The 17486-nt window shown below is 65.3% G+C and carries 12 protein-coding genes; 7 read left to right on the top strand and 5 right to left on the bottom strand.

Going from position 1 to position 17486, the window contains the following annotated elements:
• The first annotated feature begins 11 nt into the window (after positions 1-11).
• The gene (rodA, locus tag ACS7SF_RS10170) at positions 12-1163 is read left to right on the top strand and encodes a rod shape-determining protein RodA (RefSeq protein ID WP_374704190.1); all 1152 of its coding nucleotides are present in this window, start codon (positions 12-14) and stop codon (positions 1161-1163) included.
• 46 nt (positions 1164-1209) lie between these two features.
• On the opposite strand, the gene ACS7SF_RS10165 is transcribed toward rodA, so the two are convergent.
• Positions 1210-2898, bottom strand: a complete 1689-nt coding sequence (locus tag ACS7SF_RS10165; RefSeq protein WP_439889676.1) for an AMP-binding protein — start codon at positions 2896-2898, stop codon at positions 1210-1212.
• Between the two features lie 452 nt (positions 2899-3350).
• On the opposite strand from ACS7SF_RS10165, the gene ACS7SF_RS10160 reads away from it, so the two are divergent.
• Positions 3351-4289: a LysR family transcriptional regulator gene (locus ACS7SF_RS10160; RefSeq protein ID WP_439889675.1), complete on the top strand. Its 939-nt coding sequence runs from the start codon at positions 3351-3353 to the stop codon at positions 4287-4289.
• Positions 4290-4372: 83 nt separating this feature from the next.
• Here ACS7SF_RS10160 and ACS7SF_RS10155 read toward each other — a convergent pair whose 3' ends face one another.
• On the bottom strand, positions 4373-7015 hold the full coding sequence (locus ACS7SF_RS10155) for a DNA topoisomerase III (protein WP_439889674.1): 2643 nt from the start codon (positions 7013-7015) through the stop codon (positions 4373-4375).
• Positions 7016-7268: 253 nt separating this feature from the next.
• Positions 7269-7649, bottom strand: a complete 381-nt coding sequence (locus ACS7SF_RS10150; protein WP_439889673.1) for a thioredoxin family protein — start codon at positions 7647-7649, stop codon at positions 7269-7271.
• 302 nt (positions 7650-7951) lie between these two features.
• Here ACS7SF_RS10150 and ACS7SF_RS10145 point away from each other — a divergent pair, with 302 nt between their 5' ends.
• Complete coding sequence (locus tag ACS7SF_RS10145; RefSeq protein WP_439892739.1) at positions 7952-10480, top strand: type VI secretion system Vgr family protein; 2529 nt, start codon at positions 7952-7954, stop codon at positions 10478-10480.
• Positions 10481-10486: 6 nt separating this feature from the next.
• Here the strand turns inward: ACS7SF_RS10145 and dprA are convergent, their stop codons facing one another.
• Positions 10487-11695, bottom strand: a complete 1209-nt coding sequence (dprA, locus tag ACS7SF_RS10140; protein WP_439889672.1) for a DNA-processing protein DprA — start codon at positions 11693-11695, stop codon at positions 10487-10489.
• A gap of 31 nt (positions 11696-11726) precedes the next feature.
• Entirely contained in the window at positions 11727-12911 is a 1185-nt protein-coding gene (locus ACS7SF_RS10135) for a LysM peptidoglycan-binding domain-containing protein (protein ID WP_439892738.1), read from the bottom strand.
• 252 nt (positions 12912-13163) lie between these two features.
• On the opposite strand from ACS7SF_RS10135, the gene def reads away from it, so the two are divergent.
• Genes def through ACS7SF_RS10115 form a run of 4 tightly spaced genes read left to right on the top strand, consistent with a single transcriptional unit; the run spans position 13164 to position 17445 of the window.
• Positions 13164-13679, top strand: a complete 516-nt coding sequence (gene def, locus ACS7SF_RS10130; RefSeq protein ID WP_439889671.1) for a peptide deformylase — start codon at positions 13164-13166, stop codon at positions 13677-13679.
• 10 nt (positions 13680-13689) lie between these two features.
• Entirely contained in the window at positions 13690-15714 is a 2025-nt protein-coding gene (locus tag ACS7SF_RS10125; RefSeq protein ID WP_439889670.1) for an ArnT family glycosyltransferase, read from the top strand.
• Positions 15715-15762: 48 nt separating this feature from the next.
• Complete coding sequence (gene fmt / locus ACS7SF_RS10120; protein WP_439889669.1) at positions 15763-16746, top strand: methionyl-tRNA formyltransferase; 984 nt, start codon at positions 15763-15765, stop codon at positions 16744-16746.
• Between the two features lie 36 nt (positions 16747-16782).
• Positions 16783-17445 carry a LysE family translocator gene (locus tag ACS7SF_RS10115; RefSeq protein ID WP_439889668.1) on the top strand — a complete coding sequence of 221 codons (663 nt, stop codon included), beginning with the start codon at positions 16783-16785 and terminating at the stop codon, positions 17443-17445.
• Positions 17446-17486: the final 41 nt, after the last annotated feature.

Below are 17486 nucleotides of genomic sequence, written 5' to 3'. Positions count from 1 at the left end.
GGAGACACCCCATGGATAAGCTGGACAAGCGCCGCATCTTCAACGTCATCAAGTCGCTATTCACCGGCTTTGACGGGCCGCTGGCGCTGATCGTCTTTCTGCTGCTGGGCACGGGGCTGATCGCGCTGTACTCGGCGGCCATCGACATGCCAGGCCGGGTGGAAGACCAGGTCCGCAACATCCTGCTGTCGTTCGTACTGATGTGGATCATCGCCAACCTGCCGCAGCAGACGCTGATGCGCTTTGCCGTGCCGCTCTATACCGTGGGTGTGGCGCTGCTGATCGGCGTGGCGGCGTTCGGGCTGATCCGCAAGGGCGCGCGGCGCTGGCTCAACATCGGCGTGGTGGTGCAGCCCTCCGAGATCATGAAGATCGCCATGCCGCTGATGCTGGCGTGGTACTTCCAGAAGCGGGAGGGGGTGATCCACTGGTATGACTACCTCGCGGCGGCCGTGCTGCTGCTGATTCCCGTGGGCCTGATCGCCAAGCAGCCGGACCTGGGCACCGCGTTGCTGGTGCTCGCGGCGGGTATCTACGTGATCTACTTTGCCGGCCTGTCGTGGCGGCTGATCGTGCCGGTGCTGGTGATTGCAGTCACGGCGATCACGCTGGTGGTGTCGTTCGAGTCGCGTATCTGTGCGCCGGGCGTGAACTGGCCCATCCTGCACGACTACCAGCAGCACCGCGTGTGCACGTTGCTGGATCCGACCACCGACCCGCTGGGCAAGGGCTTCCACACCATCCAATCGATCATCGCCATCGGCTCGGGCGGGGTGACGGGCAAGGGCTGGCTCAAGGGCACGCAAACCCACCTGGAGTTTATCCCCGAGAAGCACACCGACTTCATCTTCGCGGTGTATTCCGAAGAATTCGGCCTGGTGGGCAACGGCATCCTGCTGTTCCTGTACCTGTTGCTGATCCTGCGCGGGCTCTTCATCGCCGCCAATGCGGGCACGCTGTTCGGGCGCCTGCTGGCCGGCTCGATCACGCTGATCTTCTTTACCTATGCCTTCGTCAACATGGGCATGGTCAGTGGGATTCTGCCGGTGGTGGGGGTGCCCTTGCCGCTGATCAGTTATGGAGGGACAGCGCTGGTCACGCTGGGCATGGGCATCGGGATTCTGATGAGCATCGCCCGACAGAAACGCTTCGTGCAGACCTAGCTACCTACAACAAAGCGGCCGCCAGAACTGGGCGGCCGTTTTGTTTTCAGGCGGCGATCGCTTCTTCGCGCAGCAATCGCCGGAGCACCTTGCCCGTGGCGGTGGCGGGCAGCGCATCGTGGAATTTCACGCGCCTCGGCACCTTGTACGGCGCCATGTTGTCGCGCGACCAGGCAATCAGCTCCGCCTCCGAGAGCGTCACGCCGCTCATCGGCACCACGTGCGCGCAGACGACTTCACCCTTGTCCGGATCGGGAATCGGCGTCACGGCCACCTGGCGAATGCCGGGGTGGCGCGACAGCAGTGCCTCCACGTCTTCAGGAAACACGCTGTAGCCGGACACCTTGATCATCTCTTTGATACGGCCCTGCCATTGCAGGTACCCGTCGGGCGACACCTGCCCGATGTCGCCGGTGCGCAAAAAGCCGTTGTGGATGGCCGCACGCGTAGCGTCGTCGCGCTGCCAATAGCCGCGGAAGACGCCAGGGCTGCGAATCGTGATTTCGCCGGACTGGCCCGGCGGCAGTTCCGCGCCGGTATGCAGGTCGACGATGCGGACCTCGGTCTGCGGCACGATCCTGCCGTGCCAGCCCCAGCGCGGCGCATCGGCGGGGGTGATGGCGTCGCAGGTGTGCGTTTCCGACAGGCCATAGGCCGCTTCGTAGATGCGGCACTGCGGGCCGGCGAAGGCACGCCATTGCTCGGCAATCGCTTCGGTCAGCGTCACGCCAAAACTGGTACACGGGTTGGCGACGAGTGATTCCATGCGGTACTGCGCGGCGTCAGGGTGGGCCATCACCGCCAGGTTCATCGGCGTCATGCTGTACCAGCGGGTGACGCGGTAGCGGTCGATGGCCTGCAGCACGGCCAGCGGGTCGAAGCGGTAGAGCAGGATGGTGGGCGCGCCGGCGTACAACATCACGTTCATGCCCATCAGCATGCCCGCGATGTGCGACAGCGGCGCCACCGCCAGCATCACGTCCGACGCCTGAATGCCGCTCACCTGCACCGTTACGGCGGTCTTGTACAGCGCGTTGCGGTGCGTGAGCATGGCGCCCTTTGGGCGGCCGGTGGTGCCGGAGGTGTAGACCATCAGCGCCACCTCGTCGAGGTCGACGGGGATGGCGGTCACGGCATCGCGCTCGGCCACGTCCACGGGCTCGGCCAGCAGTTGCATCAGATCGCGCTGCGCGGCCCCCGGCTTGCTCTTGGGCGGCGGCGCCGACGAGGCGTCCGCGGCAATCAACTCCGGCGGCACAGCCAGCGCCTTGCGGCAGGCGGGCTGCGCGGGTTGAAGATCGGCATAGCGCGTGGTGATCACGTTGGCGACGGCGGTGCCAGGCCGCGCGGCCTCGACGATCGGCATGAGGTCCGCGGCGGCCACCAGCACTTTCGCACCGCAATCGGCCAGTTGGTCGCGCAGTTCATGTTGGCGCGACAGCGGCCCGCACGGCACGACGATGCCACCCAACTTGGCCGTGGCCAGATGCGCCAGGATGGCCTGCGGACAGTTGTGCAGAAACAGCGCCACGCGATCGCCGCGCGTCACGCCCAGGCGCCGCAGTTGCACCGCCAGACGCGTTGACAGCTGATCCAGCTCGCGCCAGCAGATCGTGCGGCCATACCACAGCAGGGCGATCCGCTCTGGCGTCTGTTGCGCATGGTGGGCGCAATACCGATGCAACGGCATTTCGCCCGCCAAGTAATGGACCGGGTCGCGGTTCTGGATGGTCATATGGTGTCTCCTGGGCGGTCGGCATCGCAGCGCGACGCCTTGGCCGTGATGGCAACCCTCGTGTCGGGGCGCTCATGCGGGTCGGGTTTCGTGGCATCCATCCTTCGAGTATGGCGGGGGTGCGCTGCGACCGCCGCATCGATTTGCGCAAAACCGTGTTCCACCCAAAATCCGCGCAGAACGTGACCACACGCAAGATGGAATCCACGAAAATATACCGCTCGGTATAGAGTCTCGACGCAAATCCGCTGCTGCGTCAATCGGTGAGAAGTCGGATGCCCGCTTGCGCTGACAAAACCCACAAAGTGTCGACCACAAGCGCCTCACGAGATAAGCACGTACTCACATTTAGCCGCTGCCTCAGCACAGTACATTGCTTAGACCACCATTAAATATTTGCCGTGTCCGCAGATTTGTTCTATTTTCGACAACAAATCATGTGAGAGGCTGGAATGGATCGTTTGCAGTCGATGCGGGTGTTCTCCAAGGTGGTGGAGCTCGGCAGCTTCGCCCGGGCGGCGCAGCATCTGTCGATGAGCAATGCCGTGGTCACGCGCTATGTGGCCGATCTCGAAGCGCACCTCGGCACGCGCCTGCTCAACCGCACCACGCGCAGCCTGTCGCTGACGGACGTGGGCGAAACCTACCTGCAACGCTGTGCGCAGATCCTGCTCGATATTGATGAGGCGGAATCGCTGGCCACCTCGCGCAGCCAGGCGCTGGTGGGGGGCTTGCGCATCGTCGCGCCGGTCATGTTCGGGCTGCACGTGCTGCCGATGCTGCTGGCGCGTTTCCAGCAGCTCTACCCGGAAGTCACGTTTGACGTGGCGCTGTCCGATCGCCCGATCGACATCGTGGAAGACGGCCGCGACGTCGGCATCATGGTGTCGGAGCTCGGCCTGGGCTCACACTTGGTGGCGCGCCGGATGATCTCCGCCGAGATGATCATGGCCGCCACACCGGCCTACCTGCGCCAGCACTCCACGCCACAACGCGCCGAAGACATCGCCGAGCACCGCGTGATTGCCATGTGGCACCCGCAACTGCGTCATGAATGGGAGATGTCGACGCCCGACGGCCAATCGATCGCCGTACCGGTGCAGCCGTCCCTGGTGACCAGCAATGCGGAACTGATGCACCGTGCGGTACTGGCTGACATGGGCATCGCCATTTTGTCGTCCTACATGGCGCGGCCGGATCTGGAATCGGGGCGCCTGGTGCGCGTGCTGCCGCAGTACAAGCTGCCGCACCGGTCGTTGTCGCTGGTTTACCCGAGCCGCAAGTTCCTGCCGACCAAGGTGCGCACGTTCATCGACTACATGCTGGCCCAGGCGATGGAAGTGAAGCAAAGCGAGGCCCGCGCCGGCCGGGGCTTAAGCGAAGCCGCGTAAGCCGCGACCACCGATACCGCATCGCCAAAACAAAACGGGAGGACAGTGTCCTCCCGTTTGCATTGGTGCCGATGAAACCGTGATCAGGTTTCGCTGGTGCTTTCCTCGTCGGTCTCGGCTTCAGCAGCCTTCTTGCGTGCCGGGGCTTTCTTGGCGGCGGTCTTCGTGGCGGTTTTGGCCGCAGTCTTGGCTGGCGCCTTCTTGGCAGCAGGCGTCTTGGCGGCGGCCGTCGTCTTCTTGGCTGCGGTCTTGGCGCCGGGCTTGCCCTTGCCTTCACCGCGCGGCTCGAATTCGAAGCCGATCTTGCCGTCCGGCTGCTTCACCAGGAACGCCTTGAAGTTGCGGCCCGTGCGCGCCGACTTGAAGCCGGTCAGCAGATCCGTCTTGCCGTCGGTCAGCAGCTTGCCCAGTTGCTCGCGGCTGATCTCCTGCTGCAGGATGATCTTGCCGGTGGTGAAATCGCACGTCTTGGGCTGCGCCACCGCGTTCTCGCACACGTACTTCAACCCGTGCTCGTAGACGTTGCCGTTGCACTTCGGGCAATGGCCGACGCTTTCCTGGCCGGTGAAGTCGACCGGTTCGCCGTCCTCTTCCTCGTTCTGGCCGAAGTCGAACGCCATTTTCCACTGGCCGTCTTCCTGCGCCAGCTTGAGGATGGCGGCAAACGGCCGGCCCATCTTGCTGCGGAAGCCCTGCAGCGGGCCGATGGTCTTGTTGATCAGCAGCTCTTCCACCTCGTCCAGCTCGAACTGGCGGCCGCCCGGGATCTTGCTGATCGAGAAGTCGCAGTGGCTGCAGGCGAAGCGGCGGTAGTTCTCTTTGACCACGTGACCGCACTGCGGGCACGGCGTGGCCAGCGTCGCGTAGTCGCCGGGGATGGTGTCGCTGTCGTATTCCTTGGCGCGCTTGACGATCTGCTGCGTCATCTGCGCGATTTCGCGCATGAACTCGTCGCGCTCAAGCTGGCCGCGCTCGATGAGGGAGAGCTTGTGCTCCCAGCCTCCGGTCAGCTCGGCTTGCGTCAGTTCTTCCACGCCCAGGCCGCGCAGCAGCGTCATCAGCTGGAAGGCCTTGGCCGTCGGGATCAGCTCGCGGCCTTCGCGCACGAGGTACTTTTCCGTCAGCAACCCTTCGATGATGGCCGCGCGCGTGGCAGGCGTGCCCAGGCCCTTGCCGGCCATGGCTTCGCGTAGCGCATCGTCGTCGACCAGCTTGCCGGCACCTTCCATGGCCGAGAGCAGCGTCGCTTCGTTGTAGCGTGCGGGCGGCTTGGTGGTCAGACCCACCGGCTCGACCTTGTCGGTCTTGACCTTCTCGTCCTTGGCGACCGGTACGAGGTTGGCATCCTCGCCCTGCGCTTCGCGGCCGTAGACGACCAGCCAGCCCGGGTTCACCAGCACCTTGCCTTCGGTCTTGAAGTGATGCCCGGCCACCTCGGTCACGCGCGTGGTGACCTGGTATTCGGCCGCCGGGAAGAACACCGCCAGGAAGCGGCGCACCACCAGGTCGTACAGCTTCTGCTCCGGCTCCGACAGGTTCTTCGGTGCCTGCAGCGTCGGGATGATGGCGAAGTGATCGCTGATCTTGCTGTTGTCGAAGATCCGCTTGTTGGGCTTGACCCACTGGTTGGCGAGAATCTTCTTCGCGTGCGTCAGGTAGTTGGGCGAGCTCTCGCCCAGCATGTCCAGCGTCTGCTTGACCGTGCCCATGTAGTCTTCGGGCAGCGCGCGCGAATCGGTACGAGGGTAGGTCAACACCTTGTGCTTTTCATACAGCGCCTGCGCCAGGCCCAGCGTGTTCTTGGCCGAGAAGCCGAAGCGGCCGTTGGCCTCGCGCTGCAGGCTGGTCAGGTCGAACAGCGCCGGCGACATCTGCGTCGACGGCTTGGATTCTTCGGTGACGGTGCCCGTCTTGTCGCGGCATGCGGCGACGATGCTCTTCGCCTCGGCTTCGCTCCACAGGCGCGAGTCGCGTCGCTCGGGATCGAACTCGTCCTTCTTGAACTTCGGGTCAAACCAGCGGCCTTCGTACAGGCCCGCCGCGGCGATGAACTCGGCGCGCACTTCCCAGTAGTCGCGCGGTACGAAGCGTTTGATCTTCTCTTCGCGCTCCACCACGATCGACAGCGTCGGCGTCTGCACGCGGCCCACGGTGGTCAGGAAGAAGCCGCCGCCCTTGCTGTTGAAAGCGGTCATGGCGCGCGTGCCGTTGATGCCGACCAGCCAGTCGGCCTCGGAGCGGCAGCGGGCGGCGTCGGCCAGCGGCATCATGTCTTTGTCGCTGCGCAGCTTGCCGAAACCATCGCGGATGGACTGCGGCGTCATCGACTGCAGCCACAGGCGCTGGATCGGCAGCTTGGTGTTCGCGTGTTGCGCGATGAGGCGGAAGATCAGCTCACCTTCGCGCCCCGCGTCACAGGCGTTGATCAGGCTGGTCACGTCTTTGCGCTTGATGAGGCGCGTGAGCACCTTCAGGCGCGATTCGGACTTGGCGATCGGGCGCAGATCAAAGTGCGGCGGGATCACCGGCAGATGGGCGAAGCTCCATTTGCCGCGCTTGACCTCGTATTCATCGGGGGCAGCGATTTCGACCAGGTGGCCAACCGCCGAGGAGAGGACGTAGTCGTCGCTCTCAAAGTACTCGTCGTGCTTGGTGAAGCCACCCAGCGCGCGCGCGATATCAGCGGCGACCGACGGTTTTTCGGCAATGATGAGGGCCTTGGACATGTGAGCGGATCCTGGCGATCGCAAGTAATCAGGTAAAGAAGAAGTCGCTTTCTATAGCGACCATTCGCGCGGTTTTTGTAGAGTCTTATGGCAACGCCCGCCGACTTCAAGTCCTGCGGACGCTATTCAAAACACGCGCCGAAGCGGTCGTGCAACGCGCCTGCCCCAAATTTGGCCGCCAATCATAAGCGCGGTTCCTTTTCAGGCGCAATAGAGTGGCGCATGCATCGCACGACGCTGTCAAGGCCCGCCATCAGGCCAATTCCAGCAGCCAGCTTCGCAAGTCGGGCGCCGCCGTTACGGGCCGAGCGTCGTTCAAGTCATGTGAAAGCAATCCCTCGACGACGCCCGCATGGGGCAAGACCGGGCCGAAAAACAACACATCGCCCCCCCTTTGGACCAGCAGGGTCGGGAAGTTCTCGACGTCGAAATCGCCGAGGGCGTCTGCATGGTCTTCCACGTCCACCCAGACAAAGCAGCATTCCGGGTGCCGCGCCGCCAGCTCGGTGAAGGTCGCGCGGTAGCTGCGGCACGTGCCACACCACTCGGCGCACAGGCAGGCGACCAGCAGGTGGCCGGCGTGCAGGCGCTGGTGCAGGGTGATGGCGTCGGTGTCGGGGGAGAGCAGCGGCATGGGGTCACGCGGGAATTCAGCGCGACCCATTGTAGCCAGATTGCCAAACCATGCACCGCAGCATGTGACTGGCTTAGCGTTTGCTGCCGAAACGCGCGCAAGAATTAGATTTCGCCGCATGTCCATTCGCGTCGGGACGGGCTTCAATACCCGGTCACATCCGTGACCAGGAGACCCCGATGAAACCGAAACTGCCCGTAGCGTGGCTGGACGCCGCCACCGAATCCCGCCCCGGCACTCCCGCAACCCTCGCGCGCGCCGTGGATCACCCCGACCACACCGTCACCGTGGACAGCCCTGCCATGCCGCGTCTGCTTGGCTTACCGGCGCTACGGCTGTTGCGCATGCGGGGCTCCGAGCGCCTGAGCACGCTCGACACCTACACGCTAGAGTTGCGCACCCCGGGCGACGACGTGGTACCACTCGCGGCCAGCGCAAACCTCGATCTGCGCGCACTGATCGGCCAATCATTTACCGTGTCCATCCGCCTGGACGGCATGGGCGGGGGCGTGCGCGAGATCAGCGGGCTGGTGACGGACGCCAGCTTCCTGCGGCGCGAGGCGCGCTACAACGTCTACGAAATCACGCTGCGCCCGTGGCTGTGGCTCGCCACGCAAACCACGGACTTCAAAATCTTCCAAGACAAGAGCGTCATCGAGATCATCGATGCCGTGCTGGCGGATTACCCGTTTCCGGTGGAGAAGCGGCTTGATGCCGGCAAATACGTGGCCAATGGCGACAGCCAGTACAACGAGCCGCGCGCGTTCCAGGTGCAATATGGGGAGAGCGACTTCCATTTCATCCAGCGTCTGATGGAGGAATGGGGCATCTACTGGTTCTTTGAATACAGCGACGGCAAGCAGCGGCTCGTACTGTGCGACCACGTAGGCGCGCTGCGCGGCTCGGAGAACTTCGCCTACCGCATGCTCTCGCATGCCCCGCCCGACAACCGAACCGACACCGAGACCATCCGCCGCTTCCGCGTGCGCGAGTCGCTGCACCCGGGGCGCGTGGTGGTGAATGATTTCGACTTCACCCGGCCCATCGCCAACTTGGCAGCGGCCAATCAGCAGCCTCGCGATACCGCACTCGGGCACACCGAAGTCTTCGAGTGGCCCGGCGATTACACCGACAGCCAGCACGCTGCGCACATCAGCCGCACCCGCATGGAAGAGTTGCGCGCGCCCGGTGCCCGGGCCGATGGCGATGGCAACGTGCGAGGCCTGGCCTGTGGCCAGACATTCATCCTCACGGGCCACAGCCATGAAGCCGCCAACCGCGAGTACTTCGTCATCGCGTCGCGGCTGGAGATCCGCGAAATCGGCGAAGAGAGTGGTGCCACCGACTACCGCTTCGACAACACCTTTACCGTTCAGCCGACCAGCGAGGTCTTCCGCCCGCCACGCCTGACACCCAAGCCGCGCGCCAACGGCACGCAGACGGCCATGGTGGTTGGCCCGGCCGGCCAGCAGCTCTGGACCGACGAGTTCGGCCGCGTCAAGGTCCGTTTCCACTGGGACCGCTACGCCCGCAATGATGAAACCGACTCCTGCTGGGTCCGCGTGAGCCAGGCGTGGGCCGGCTCGAACTTTGGCGGCATCTACATTCCGCGCATCGGGCAGGAGGTCATCGTCAACTTCCTGAATGGCGACCCGGATCGGCCGCTCATCATCGGCAGCCTGTACAACAACCTGACGCGTCCGCCCTGGGAACTGCCCGGCAACGCGACGCAGAGCGGACTCATCAGCCGCACCATCGGCGGCGGGACCAGCAACTACAACGGCGTGCGCTTCGAAGACCAGCCCGGCCAGGAGGAATTCCACCTGCAAGCCGAGCGCGACATGAACAGCCTCATCAAGAACGATGCCTCGACCCGCATCGGCAACGACTCCGAAACGCATGTCGGCAATGACGCCGAAACCCGCATTGGCAATGACTCGCAAACCCATATCGGCAACGATTCGGAAACCAACATCGGCAACGACGCCGTGACCACGATCGGCGGCGAGGCGGCCGTCTCGATCGCATCGAGCCTGACGTCATCGATCGGCGGCGCGCTCATCGAGACCATCGGCGGTGGCGTGAACCAGATGATCTCCGCCGGCCTGAGCCAAGCCATTGGCGCCGGCATCAAGCAGACCATCGGCGGCTCCAGCGAGAAAGAGGTCGGCGGCGGCGACAAAGCCACCGTAGGCGGCTCCAGCGAAAAGACCGTTGGCGCGGACTACAAGATCAGCGTGGCGGGCTCCAGCGAGAAGACGGTCGGCTCAGACTACAAAATCAGCGTCAACGGCTCGGGCGAAAAGACGGTGCAGCAGGACTACACGGTCAGCGCCGGCCAAACCCTGACGCTCAAATGCGGCGAAGCCTCGCTCACCCTCAAGAGCGACGGCAGCATCGAGCTCAAGGGTGTCAAGGTCAGCGTGAAGGCCGATGACCGACTCGATTTGGACGGTTCGCCCATCCACCTGAATGCCGGCAGTGGAGGTGGCGGCGAGAGTGGCGGCAAAGAGGGCGGTGGAAAGGCGGGTGGCTCGGAAGGCGGTGGCGAGGGTGGCGGCGAAGCCGGTGAAGCAGGCAAACAAGCCAGCGAAGCCATGGAGAAGGTGGCCGAGCAAATCAACGAGTCGGCTGGAGAAATGGCGAAAGCCCTCGGGGAGGTCGCCACCAGCACCGCCGCCGAAGCCGTCAAGACCGGCGTCGAAACTGGCGGTGAAGTGATCAAGACCGGCGTGGAGACTGCCTCGGAGGCGATCAAAGCTGCTCAAGAACGCGCCGCCGAGCAACGCCACGAGGAGGCACCGGCCTCCACCCCAAAAACCGGCAAGTAGGAAAGCTTACGGGAGCCGCAGGAAGCGCCCGCCGGGCTGGCGCTCGATGCGGCCGTCCAGTTCCAGTGCCAGAAGCTGGGCTGACAGTGCTGCTGCCGCCTGGCCGGTGCGCTCGCACAAGGTGTCCAGGTCGACGGGGTCGAAGCCGAGCGCATCGAGCAGCGTGGTTTCGGCAGCCGTTGGCGCTGGACGGGCAGCCGGTGCCGGCTCCACAACGGCATCCGCAGCCGGCGCGGCGCGCTGGGCGCGCGACTTGGGCGCGGCCGCTCGCCCCCAGCCCAGTTCATCGAGGATATCGGCGGCAGTTTCCACCAGCTTGGCGCCCTGCTTGATCAACAGGTGGCACCCCTTGGCTAGCGGCGAATGGATCGACCCGGGGATCGCAAACACATCGCGCCCCTGCTCAGCTGCCAACCGCGCGGTGATGAGCGAACCGGATTGCGCAGCGGCTTCCACCACCAGCAGCCCGCGCGCAAGCCCAGAAATCAGTCGATTGCGGCGCGGGAAGTTCTCCGCGCGCGCACCCATGCCTAGCGGGTATTCAGAGATGATGACGCCGGCTTCGGCAATGCGGTGCGCCAACGCGCGATTGCGCGCCGGGTAGACAATATCCAACCCCGTGCCGACGACCGCGATGGTGCTGCCCGGCCCGGCCAAGCCGCCCTCGTGTGCGGCGGCATCGATGCCAAGCGCCAGGCCAGAAACCACCGTCACGCTGGCGGCAGACAGGGCCTGCGCAAACGCTCGCGCATTGTCGATACCGGCCGCCGTAGCGCTGCGCGCGCCCACCACACCCACTGCCGCGGCACGCAGCAACGCCGCATCGCCCTTGACGTAGAGCAGCGTCGGCGGATCCGGCAGTTCGAGCAGCCGGGGTGGATAACCACGATCAGCCAACGTGAAGATGGCATTGCCGGGCTCGTTCACCCACGCCACGGTGCGGGCGATGAGGTCGGCCAGCGCTGCGTCCGGCTCGGCCAGCAGCGCACGCGCCTGCCGCTCGGGCAGCACCTTGGCGAGCGTCGCATACGGCTGGGCGAAGATGTCTTGTGGCAACCCGAAGGCTGCCAGCAACTGCCGCGCAGCCACCGGGCCAACACCTGGGGTTTCAGTCAGACGCAGCCACGCGGCCAGCTCTACGGAATCGCGTGTGCAAGAGAGGGAATCGGTGGAATCGGCCGCGGCGTGCGCCGCGACCTGTGATGCATCGGTCAAATCAGGACTGCAGGATGAACGATCTGGGCGATCAGGGTTGCGTCATGGGGTTGTTGACGGCGTCGCCAACTTCCACGGTGTTCGAGGCGTCCGTCACCAGCGCATAGGCCACGTGCGGGAACACGCGGAACACGAATGCCAGCCCATAGCGCTCTTCCGGCAACTGCACGCGCTCGTTGCCGGCAGTCGGGTCCTTGACCACGCCACCCGCACGCGAAAGCGCCAGCACATGCCCCGGCTCCAGCCCCTGTTGGCTGCCGATGTTCAGCACGACCACTTGATCCGCACCGCCAAAGCGCACGCCGCCCGTTACCTTGGCGACCACGCCGTGCACGTTACCCTCCGGCGCGTGTGGCACATAGCGCACGGGCACGCGCGGCGGCAACGGCATCAGTTGCGTGCCGACACCCATCTCTTCCTTGGAGGACAGCACCTCCATCTTGGTCACGGCTTGCGGGCCCGTGGCGGCGCGCACTACGCGCAGCGTGCCGAGGAAATCCGCTTCGTAGCCCAGCACGCGGCCGGTGACCGGGTCTTTCAGCGGTTTGACCGGACGATAGGCTTGCCACTCGGCACCTGGCGCGCCGCTGTCATCGCCCGGCAAGCCACGTGCGTAGGCGGTTTCGCCCTTGCCCAGATAAACGCGGCTCTCGGGCAGTTCAAAGATACGCGCCGGCGTGGCCAGCGTTTTCTCATCGACGACGATGGGCTGCGTGAGGAAAGGCTCGATCGCAGCCGAGGGGATGCTGGAGATGGCGTCGCCATCCTGACCCGACACGCGGGTGTGCGGCGACAAGCGCACCGTGCTGCCGTCCGCCGAAGCCGGCGAGCTCGACAGCCACGCGCGGCCGTTCGCGTGGTGCAGATACAGAACCTGCCCCGGATAGATCAGGTGCGGGTTACGGATCTGCTCGCGGTTCATGCCCCAGAGCTCGGGCCACCGATAGGGCCGCTTGAGGTATTTGCCGGAGATCGCCCACAGCGTGTCGCCACGGCGCACGGTGTATTGCGCGGGCGCGCTGGCAGCGAGCTCTGACTCGGGGATCCCCGCCTGCGCAGCCGCGCTTGCCTGCGCCTGTTGTTCGGGAGACACAGTACGCTCAGCGGCGTGTGCGGCGCCCGTACAGAACAGCGCTGCCGCGGCAACTGCCGACAGGGCGCAAACGTAAGGCTGGCGCGCTTTCGTGGCAGATTGCGTGGCGAACTTGAAGAGCATCGGTGTGTTACGATGGCGCATTATTCTTTGAAGAATCGGCGAGTGGTCCGCGTGCCTGTCCGACGCCTGACCGCCGCTGCTACGACGCGTTCTGCGTCGGAGCTGGAGGGGTAAGGCATCAAACATTCGTCAGGCTTTGTCCTAAGCCATGTGGCGGATAGCGCCCCCGATTCTGCATGACATTCCAAACGACCGCAATTGAAGGCAACCCCTCGTTGGCGTGGCCTTCCGCAACCGTTGTTGCCAAGCATCATGGCCCTACTGAATATCCTGCAATACCCTGATCCGCGGCTGCATAAAGTGGCCAAACCGGTGGCCGTCGTGGACGACCGCATCCGCAAACTTGTAGCCGACATGGCCGAGACCATGTACGAGGCACCGGGCGTGGGCCTGGCCGCCACGCAGGTCGACGTGCATGAGCGCGTGATCACCATTGACGTCTCGGAGTCGCGCGACGCGCTGCTCGTGTTCATCAACCCGGAGATTGTCTGGGCAAGTGATGAGCACAAGGTGTGGGACGAGGGCTGCCTCTCGGTGCCCGACATCTACGACAAGGTGGAGCGCCCGGACCGTGTGCGCGTGCGTGCCCTCAATGAAAAGGGCGAGACCTACGAGCTCGACGCCGACGGCCTGCTGGCCGTGTGCATTCAGCATGAGATGGATCACCTGATGGGCAAGGTGTTTGTCGAATACCTCTCGCCGCTCAAGCAGACGCGCATCCGCTCCAAGCTCAAGAAGCACCAGCGCGACGTGGCGCATCAACGTTGACCCACCCTTCATGTCTGCCGACGCCGACGCGCAAGCCGGTCCCGTCCTGCTGATGCCGCCAACCGCCCCCGCCGACGCCAGCGCGAATACCCGCACGCGCCGCCTGTCGACACTGTTGGTCCGGCATTGGCGCAGTGTCGTCGTGCTGATGCTGTGCGCGTACTTTGTAGCGGGCACGTTCTGGCGCGCGCCGTGGAAGGCGGATGAGCCGTATTCGTTCGGCGTGGTGCTCAACATCATCGAGCGCGGCGACTGGGTCATTCCGAACGTCGCCTTCGAGCCATTCGTCGAAAAGCCGCCGTTGATGTACTGGACCGGCGCGCTGGCCGCGCTGGCCCTGCCGGATATGCCGCCGCACGAAGCCGTGCGCGTGGCGGTGCTGTTCTGGATGGCGCTGACATGCTGGGCGGTCTGGCGCACAGGGCGCCTGCTGCGCACGGAAGCGCGTGACTGGCGCCTGCGCATCGGCGCCGATCTGACACGCGGACGACCCGGCCTCACGCTGGCCGCACGCCGCGAAGCCGGTCTGGATGCCGGCGGCGCTGCGCTGCGGGACTACGCCCTGGGTGCGCTGCTGCTGTTTGCCGGGTGCATCGGGCTGGTGGAGCACGTCCACAAGTTCATTGCCGATGTGCCGCAACTGGCGGGCACGGCGATGGCGCTGTATGGCCTCGTGCGCTTTGTCAAAGAGAGCGAGACCGGCGGTGCAGACGGCGTCAACGTGCTGCGCCCGGCGTTGTGGTTCGGCACCGGTATCGGCGTGGCGTTCCTCGGCAAGGGCGTGCTCGTGCCGGGGCTGTTCGCCCTGAGCGTGTTGGCGGCGATTGCGTTGCTGCCGGACTTCCGTAGCCGCCAGGCGTGGCGCTTCTACGGTCTCTCGCTACTGGTGGCGTTGCCTTGGCTGCTGATCTGGCCGGTCATTTTCTGGCGCGCGTCGCCGGACCTGTTTATCGAATGGTTCTGGGTCAACAACCTGGGCCGCTTCTTTGGCTTCTCGCACCTGGGTGGCGAAAACGGCTCGATCACGACGACGATCCGCTCGATCTTCCTGACCGGTACGCCCGCGGTGTGGCCGGCACTGGCAGTGCTGAGCGTGTCGCTCTACAAGCTCGCACGGCAACGCGGACGTGGTGCGCGCATGGCGTGGCTGTTGCCGTATCAGGGGCACCTGGTCGTGGCGCTGTTCGTGCTCGTGACGATTGCCGTGGTGCTGCGGTCCGCCGTCTTGCGCGATGTGTATCTGATGCCGCTGCAGCCCGCCCTGGCGCTGTTGGGCGCGCCGATGCTGTTGCTGGTGCCGCCGGCGTGGCGTGCACGCGCGTGGAGCGCCTCGGTGGCACTCTTCAGCGTGCTTGGGCTGGTGGTGTGGGCCGTCTGGACCGCGCTGGTCTCGGGTGGCGGAGCCTTGCTGCCAGGCTGGCTGGCCAAGATGCTGGGCCGCGTGCTTCCGCTGCCCTACGACATGCTGATCCACCCTATCGCCGTGCTGTCGGCCCTGGGCATCACGATGCTGTGGGCCGTCTGCGTCTGGCTGCGGCCGGCGCGTTCTGGCGTCGTGGCATGGGCGGCGGGGCTGGGCATGGTGTGGGGCCTGCTCGGCACACTGCTGATGCCGTGGGTGGACGATGCACGCAGCTACCGCCCGCTGTTCCAGGCGATCAAGCCGGTGCTCCAGTCTGCGCAGATCTGCGTGGCCACGCGCGGCATGGGCGAAAGCGAACGCGCGCTGATGCACTACGAAACTGGCGTGCGCCCTGTGAAGTGGCTGCTGGGCCACAGCGGCGCCGGTGAAGCGCATCGCCCGAACCCGGCCGCGCGCACCTGCGATCTGATGCTGGTGCTGGACAAATCCGCCGAACACCGCCGCAGCCCCAAGGGCCCTGACTGGGAGATGGTGTGGCGCGGCAGCCGCCCTGGCGATACCAACGAAACCTTCTCGCTGTTCCAGCGGCGCGGCAGCAGCATGACAGAGGCGCTCCCCACACCCGAGCCCATCGTCCCGCTGACCGACACCCCCCAACGCGGCCACCGTTAAGCCCGATGCGCTACGCTTGTCCGTGGCGCTTTTCTGTTTCTCCACTCCATGACGTCCACCCTTCGCGTAGCGTTTGCCGGCACGCCTGAATTCGCGCAGATCGCCTTGGCGGCGATCCACCAGGCCGGTTTTCCCATCGTTGCCGTACTCAGCCAGCCGGATCGCCCGGCGGGGCGCGGTATGCAGTTGCAAGCGAGCCCAGTCAAGCAGTACGCCATGTCGCACGACCTCGGCCCGATCCTGCAACCGCCGTCGCTGCGGCGCGCTGGCAAGTACCCGCAGGAAGCCGCCCAGGCCATCGACGCGCTGGCCGCGCAGCGCCCCGACGTGATGGTCGTAGCTGCCTACGGCCTGATCCTGCCGCAGGACGTGCTGGAACTGCCACGCTTTGGCTGCATTAACATCCACGCCTCGCTGCTGCCGCGCTGGCGTGGCGCCGCGCCCATCCACCGCGCCATTGAAGCCGGCGATGCCGAATCGGGCATCACGCTCATGCAGATGGATGCGGGCCTGGATACCGGCGACATGATCTCGATGGAGCGCGTGCCCATCGGCCTGACCGACACCACCGGCACGTTGCACGACACGTTGGCCGCGCTGGGCGGCCGCATGGTGGTGGACGCGCTGACCCAACTGGCGCAGGACGGCAAGCTCGCCGCCACGCCGCAGCCGGCCGATGGCGTCACCTACGCCGAGAAGATCGCCAAGGACGAAGCCGCGCTCGATTGGTCGCGCCAGTCCGCCGCGCTGCTGCGCCAGGTGCATGCGTTCAATCCGTTCCCGGGCGCATCGGCCGTGCTCGATGGCGTGACGATCAAGTTCTGGCAGGCGGAAGCCCTAGCCGATCGCCCAGCCGACGCTGAACCGGGTAGGGTGCTCGCCGCCAATGCCGACGGTGTCACCATCGCCTGCGGCGCCGGTGCGCTGCGGGTGACACAGTTGCAGAAGCCGGGCGGCAAGCGCCTGCCCGCACGGGAATTCCTGCAGGGGCTGGCGATCCAGCCGGGCCAGCGCTTCGACTCTCGCGCATAAACCGTCGCTCCGCCAATCTGTAGAGAGGACTTCGCCATGACTACGCTGGGCATCGTCAATCTGCCGCTCTTCATGCTGGCGGTGTTTCTGTTGAATGTGACACCGGGGCCAGACACGGCATACATCGTCGGGCGCAGCATTTCGCAGGGGCGCGCGGCGGGGTTGCTGTCGTCGTTGGGCATGTCGGCCGGGTGCTGCGTGCACGTCTTGGCCGTGGCGTTCGGGCTGACGGCGCTGCTGGCGGCATCCACCGTGGCGTTCACCGTCATCAAAGTGGTGGGCGCGGCGTATCTGATCTACCTGGGTGGCCGCATGCTGCTCGCGCCGCCTGAGCGCGATGACACCCCCGCCGATACGGAGACCGAACAAGCGGCCATTGCCAAGCGCCCGCGACCGCTCAAGTCGTTGTTTATGCAGGGATTTCTCACCAATGTGCTGAATCCGAAGGTCGTGCTGTTTTTCCTGTCCTTCTTCCCGCAATTTGTCGATCCGCACGCCAGCCACAAGGCCGCGGCGTTCTTGGCGCTGGGCGCGGTGTTCATCCTGATGTCGACGGCGTGGAACAGCCTGGTGGCGTGGGTCGCGGCCAGCGTGACGCGCCGCGTGGCGGGCAAACCCGGCATCAAGCGCTGGCTGGACCGTGTGGTCGGCACCGCTTTCATTGGGCTGGGCGCGCGGCTGGCGTTCACCACCCGCTAAGAACTCAAGCGCCAACTGCGGCGAAATATCGCGCAAGCATC

Source organism: Ralstonia sp. 25C, from assembly GCF_051904805.1.
Lineage (GTDB): Bacteria > Pseudomonadota > Gammaproteobacteria > Burkholderiales > Burkholderiaceae > Ralstonia.
Note: the sequence above shows the minus strand (reverse complement) of the source record. Positions and strands in the feature narration are given on the sequence as shown.

Bases quoted from the DNA above. Each gene is read 5' to 3' on its own strand.
- rodA (WP_374704190.1), top strand. From the start codon at position 12: ATGGATAAGCTGGACAAGCGCCGCATCTTCAACGTCATCAAGTCGCTA.
- ACS7SF_RS10165 (WP_439889676.1), bottom strand. From the start codon at position 2,898: ATGACCATCCAGAACCGCGACCCGGTCCATTACTTGGCGGGCGAAATG.
- ACS7SF_RS10160 (WP_439889675.1), top strand. From the start codon at position 3,351: ATGGATCGTTTGCAGTCGATGCGGGTGTTCTCCAAGGTGGTGGAGCTC.
- ACS7SF_RS10155 (WP_439889674.1), bottom strand. From the start codon at position 7,015: ATGTCCAAGGCCCTCATCATTGCCGAAAAACCGTCGGTCGCCGCTGAT.
- ACS7SF_RS10150 (WP_439889673.1), bottom strand. From the start codon at position 7,649: ATGCCGCTGCTCTCCCCCGACACCGACGCCATCACCCTGCACCAGCGC.
- ACS7SF_RS10145 (WP_439892739.1), top strand. From the start codon at position 7,952: ATGCCGCGTCTGCTTGGCTTACCGGCGCTACGGCTGTTGCGCATGCGG.
- ACS7SF_RS10135 (WP_439892738.1), bottom strand. From the start codon at position 12,911: ATGCTCTTCAAGTTCGCCACGCAATCTGCCACGAAAGCGCGCCAGCCT.
- def (WP_439889671.1), top strand. From the start codon at position 13,164: ATGGCCCTACTGAATATCCTGCAATACCCTGATCCGCGGCTGCATAAA.
- ACS7SF_RS10125 (WP_439889670.1), top strand. From the start codon at position 13,690: ATGTCTGCCGACGCCGACGCGCAAGCCGGTCCCGTCCTGCTGATGCCG.
- fmt (WP_439889669.1), top strand. From the start codon at position 15,763: ATGACGTCCACCCTTCGCGTAGCGTTTGCCGGCACGCCTGAATTCGCG.
- ACS7SF_RS10115 (WP_439889668.1), top strand. From the start codon at position 16,783: ATGACTACGCTGGGCATCGTCAATCTGCCGCTCTTCATGCTGGCGGTG.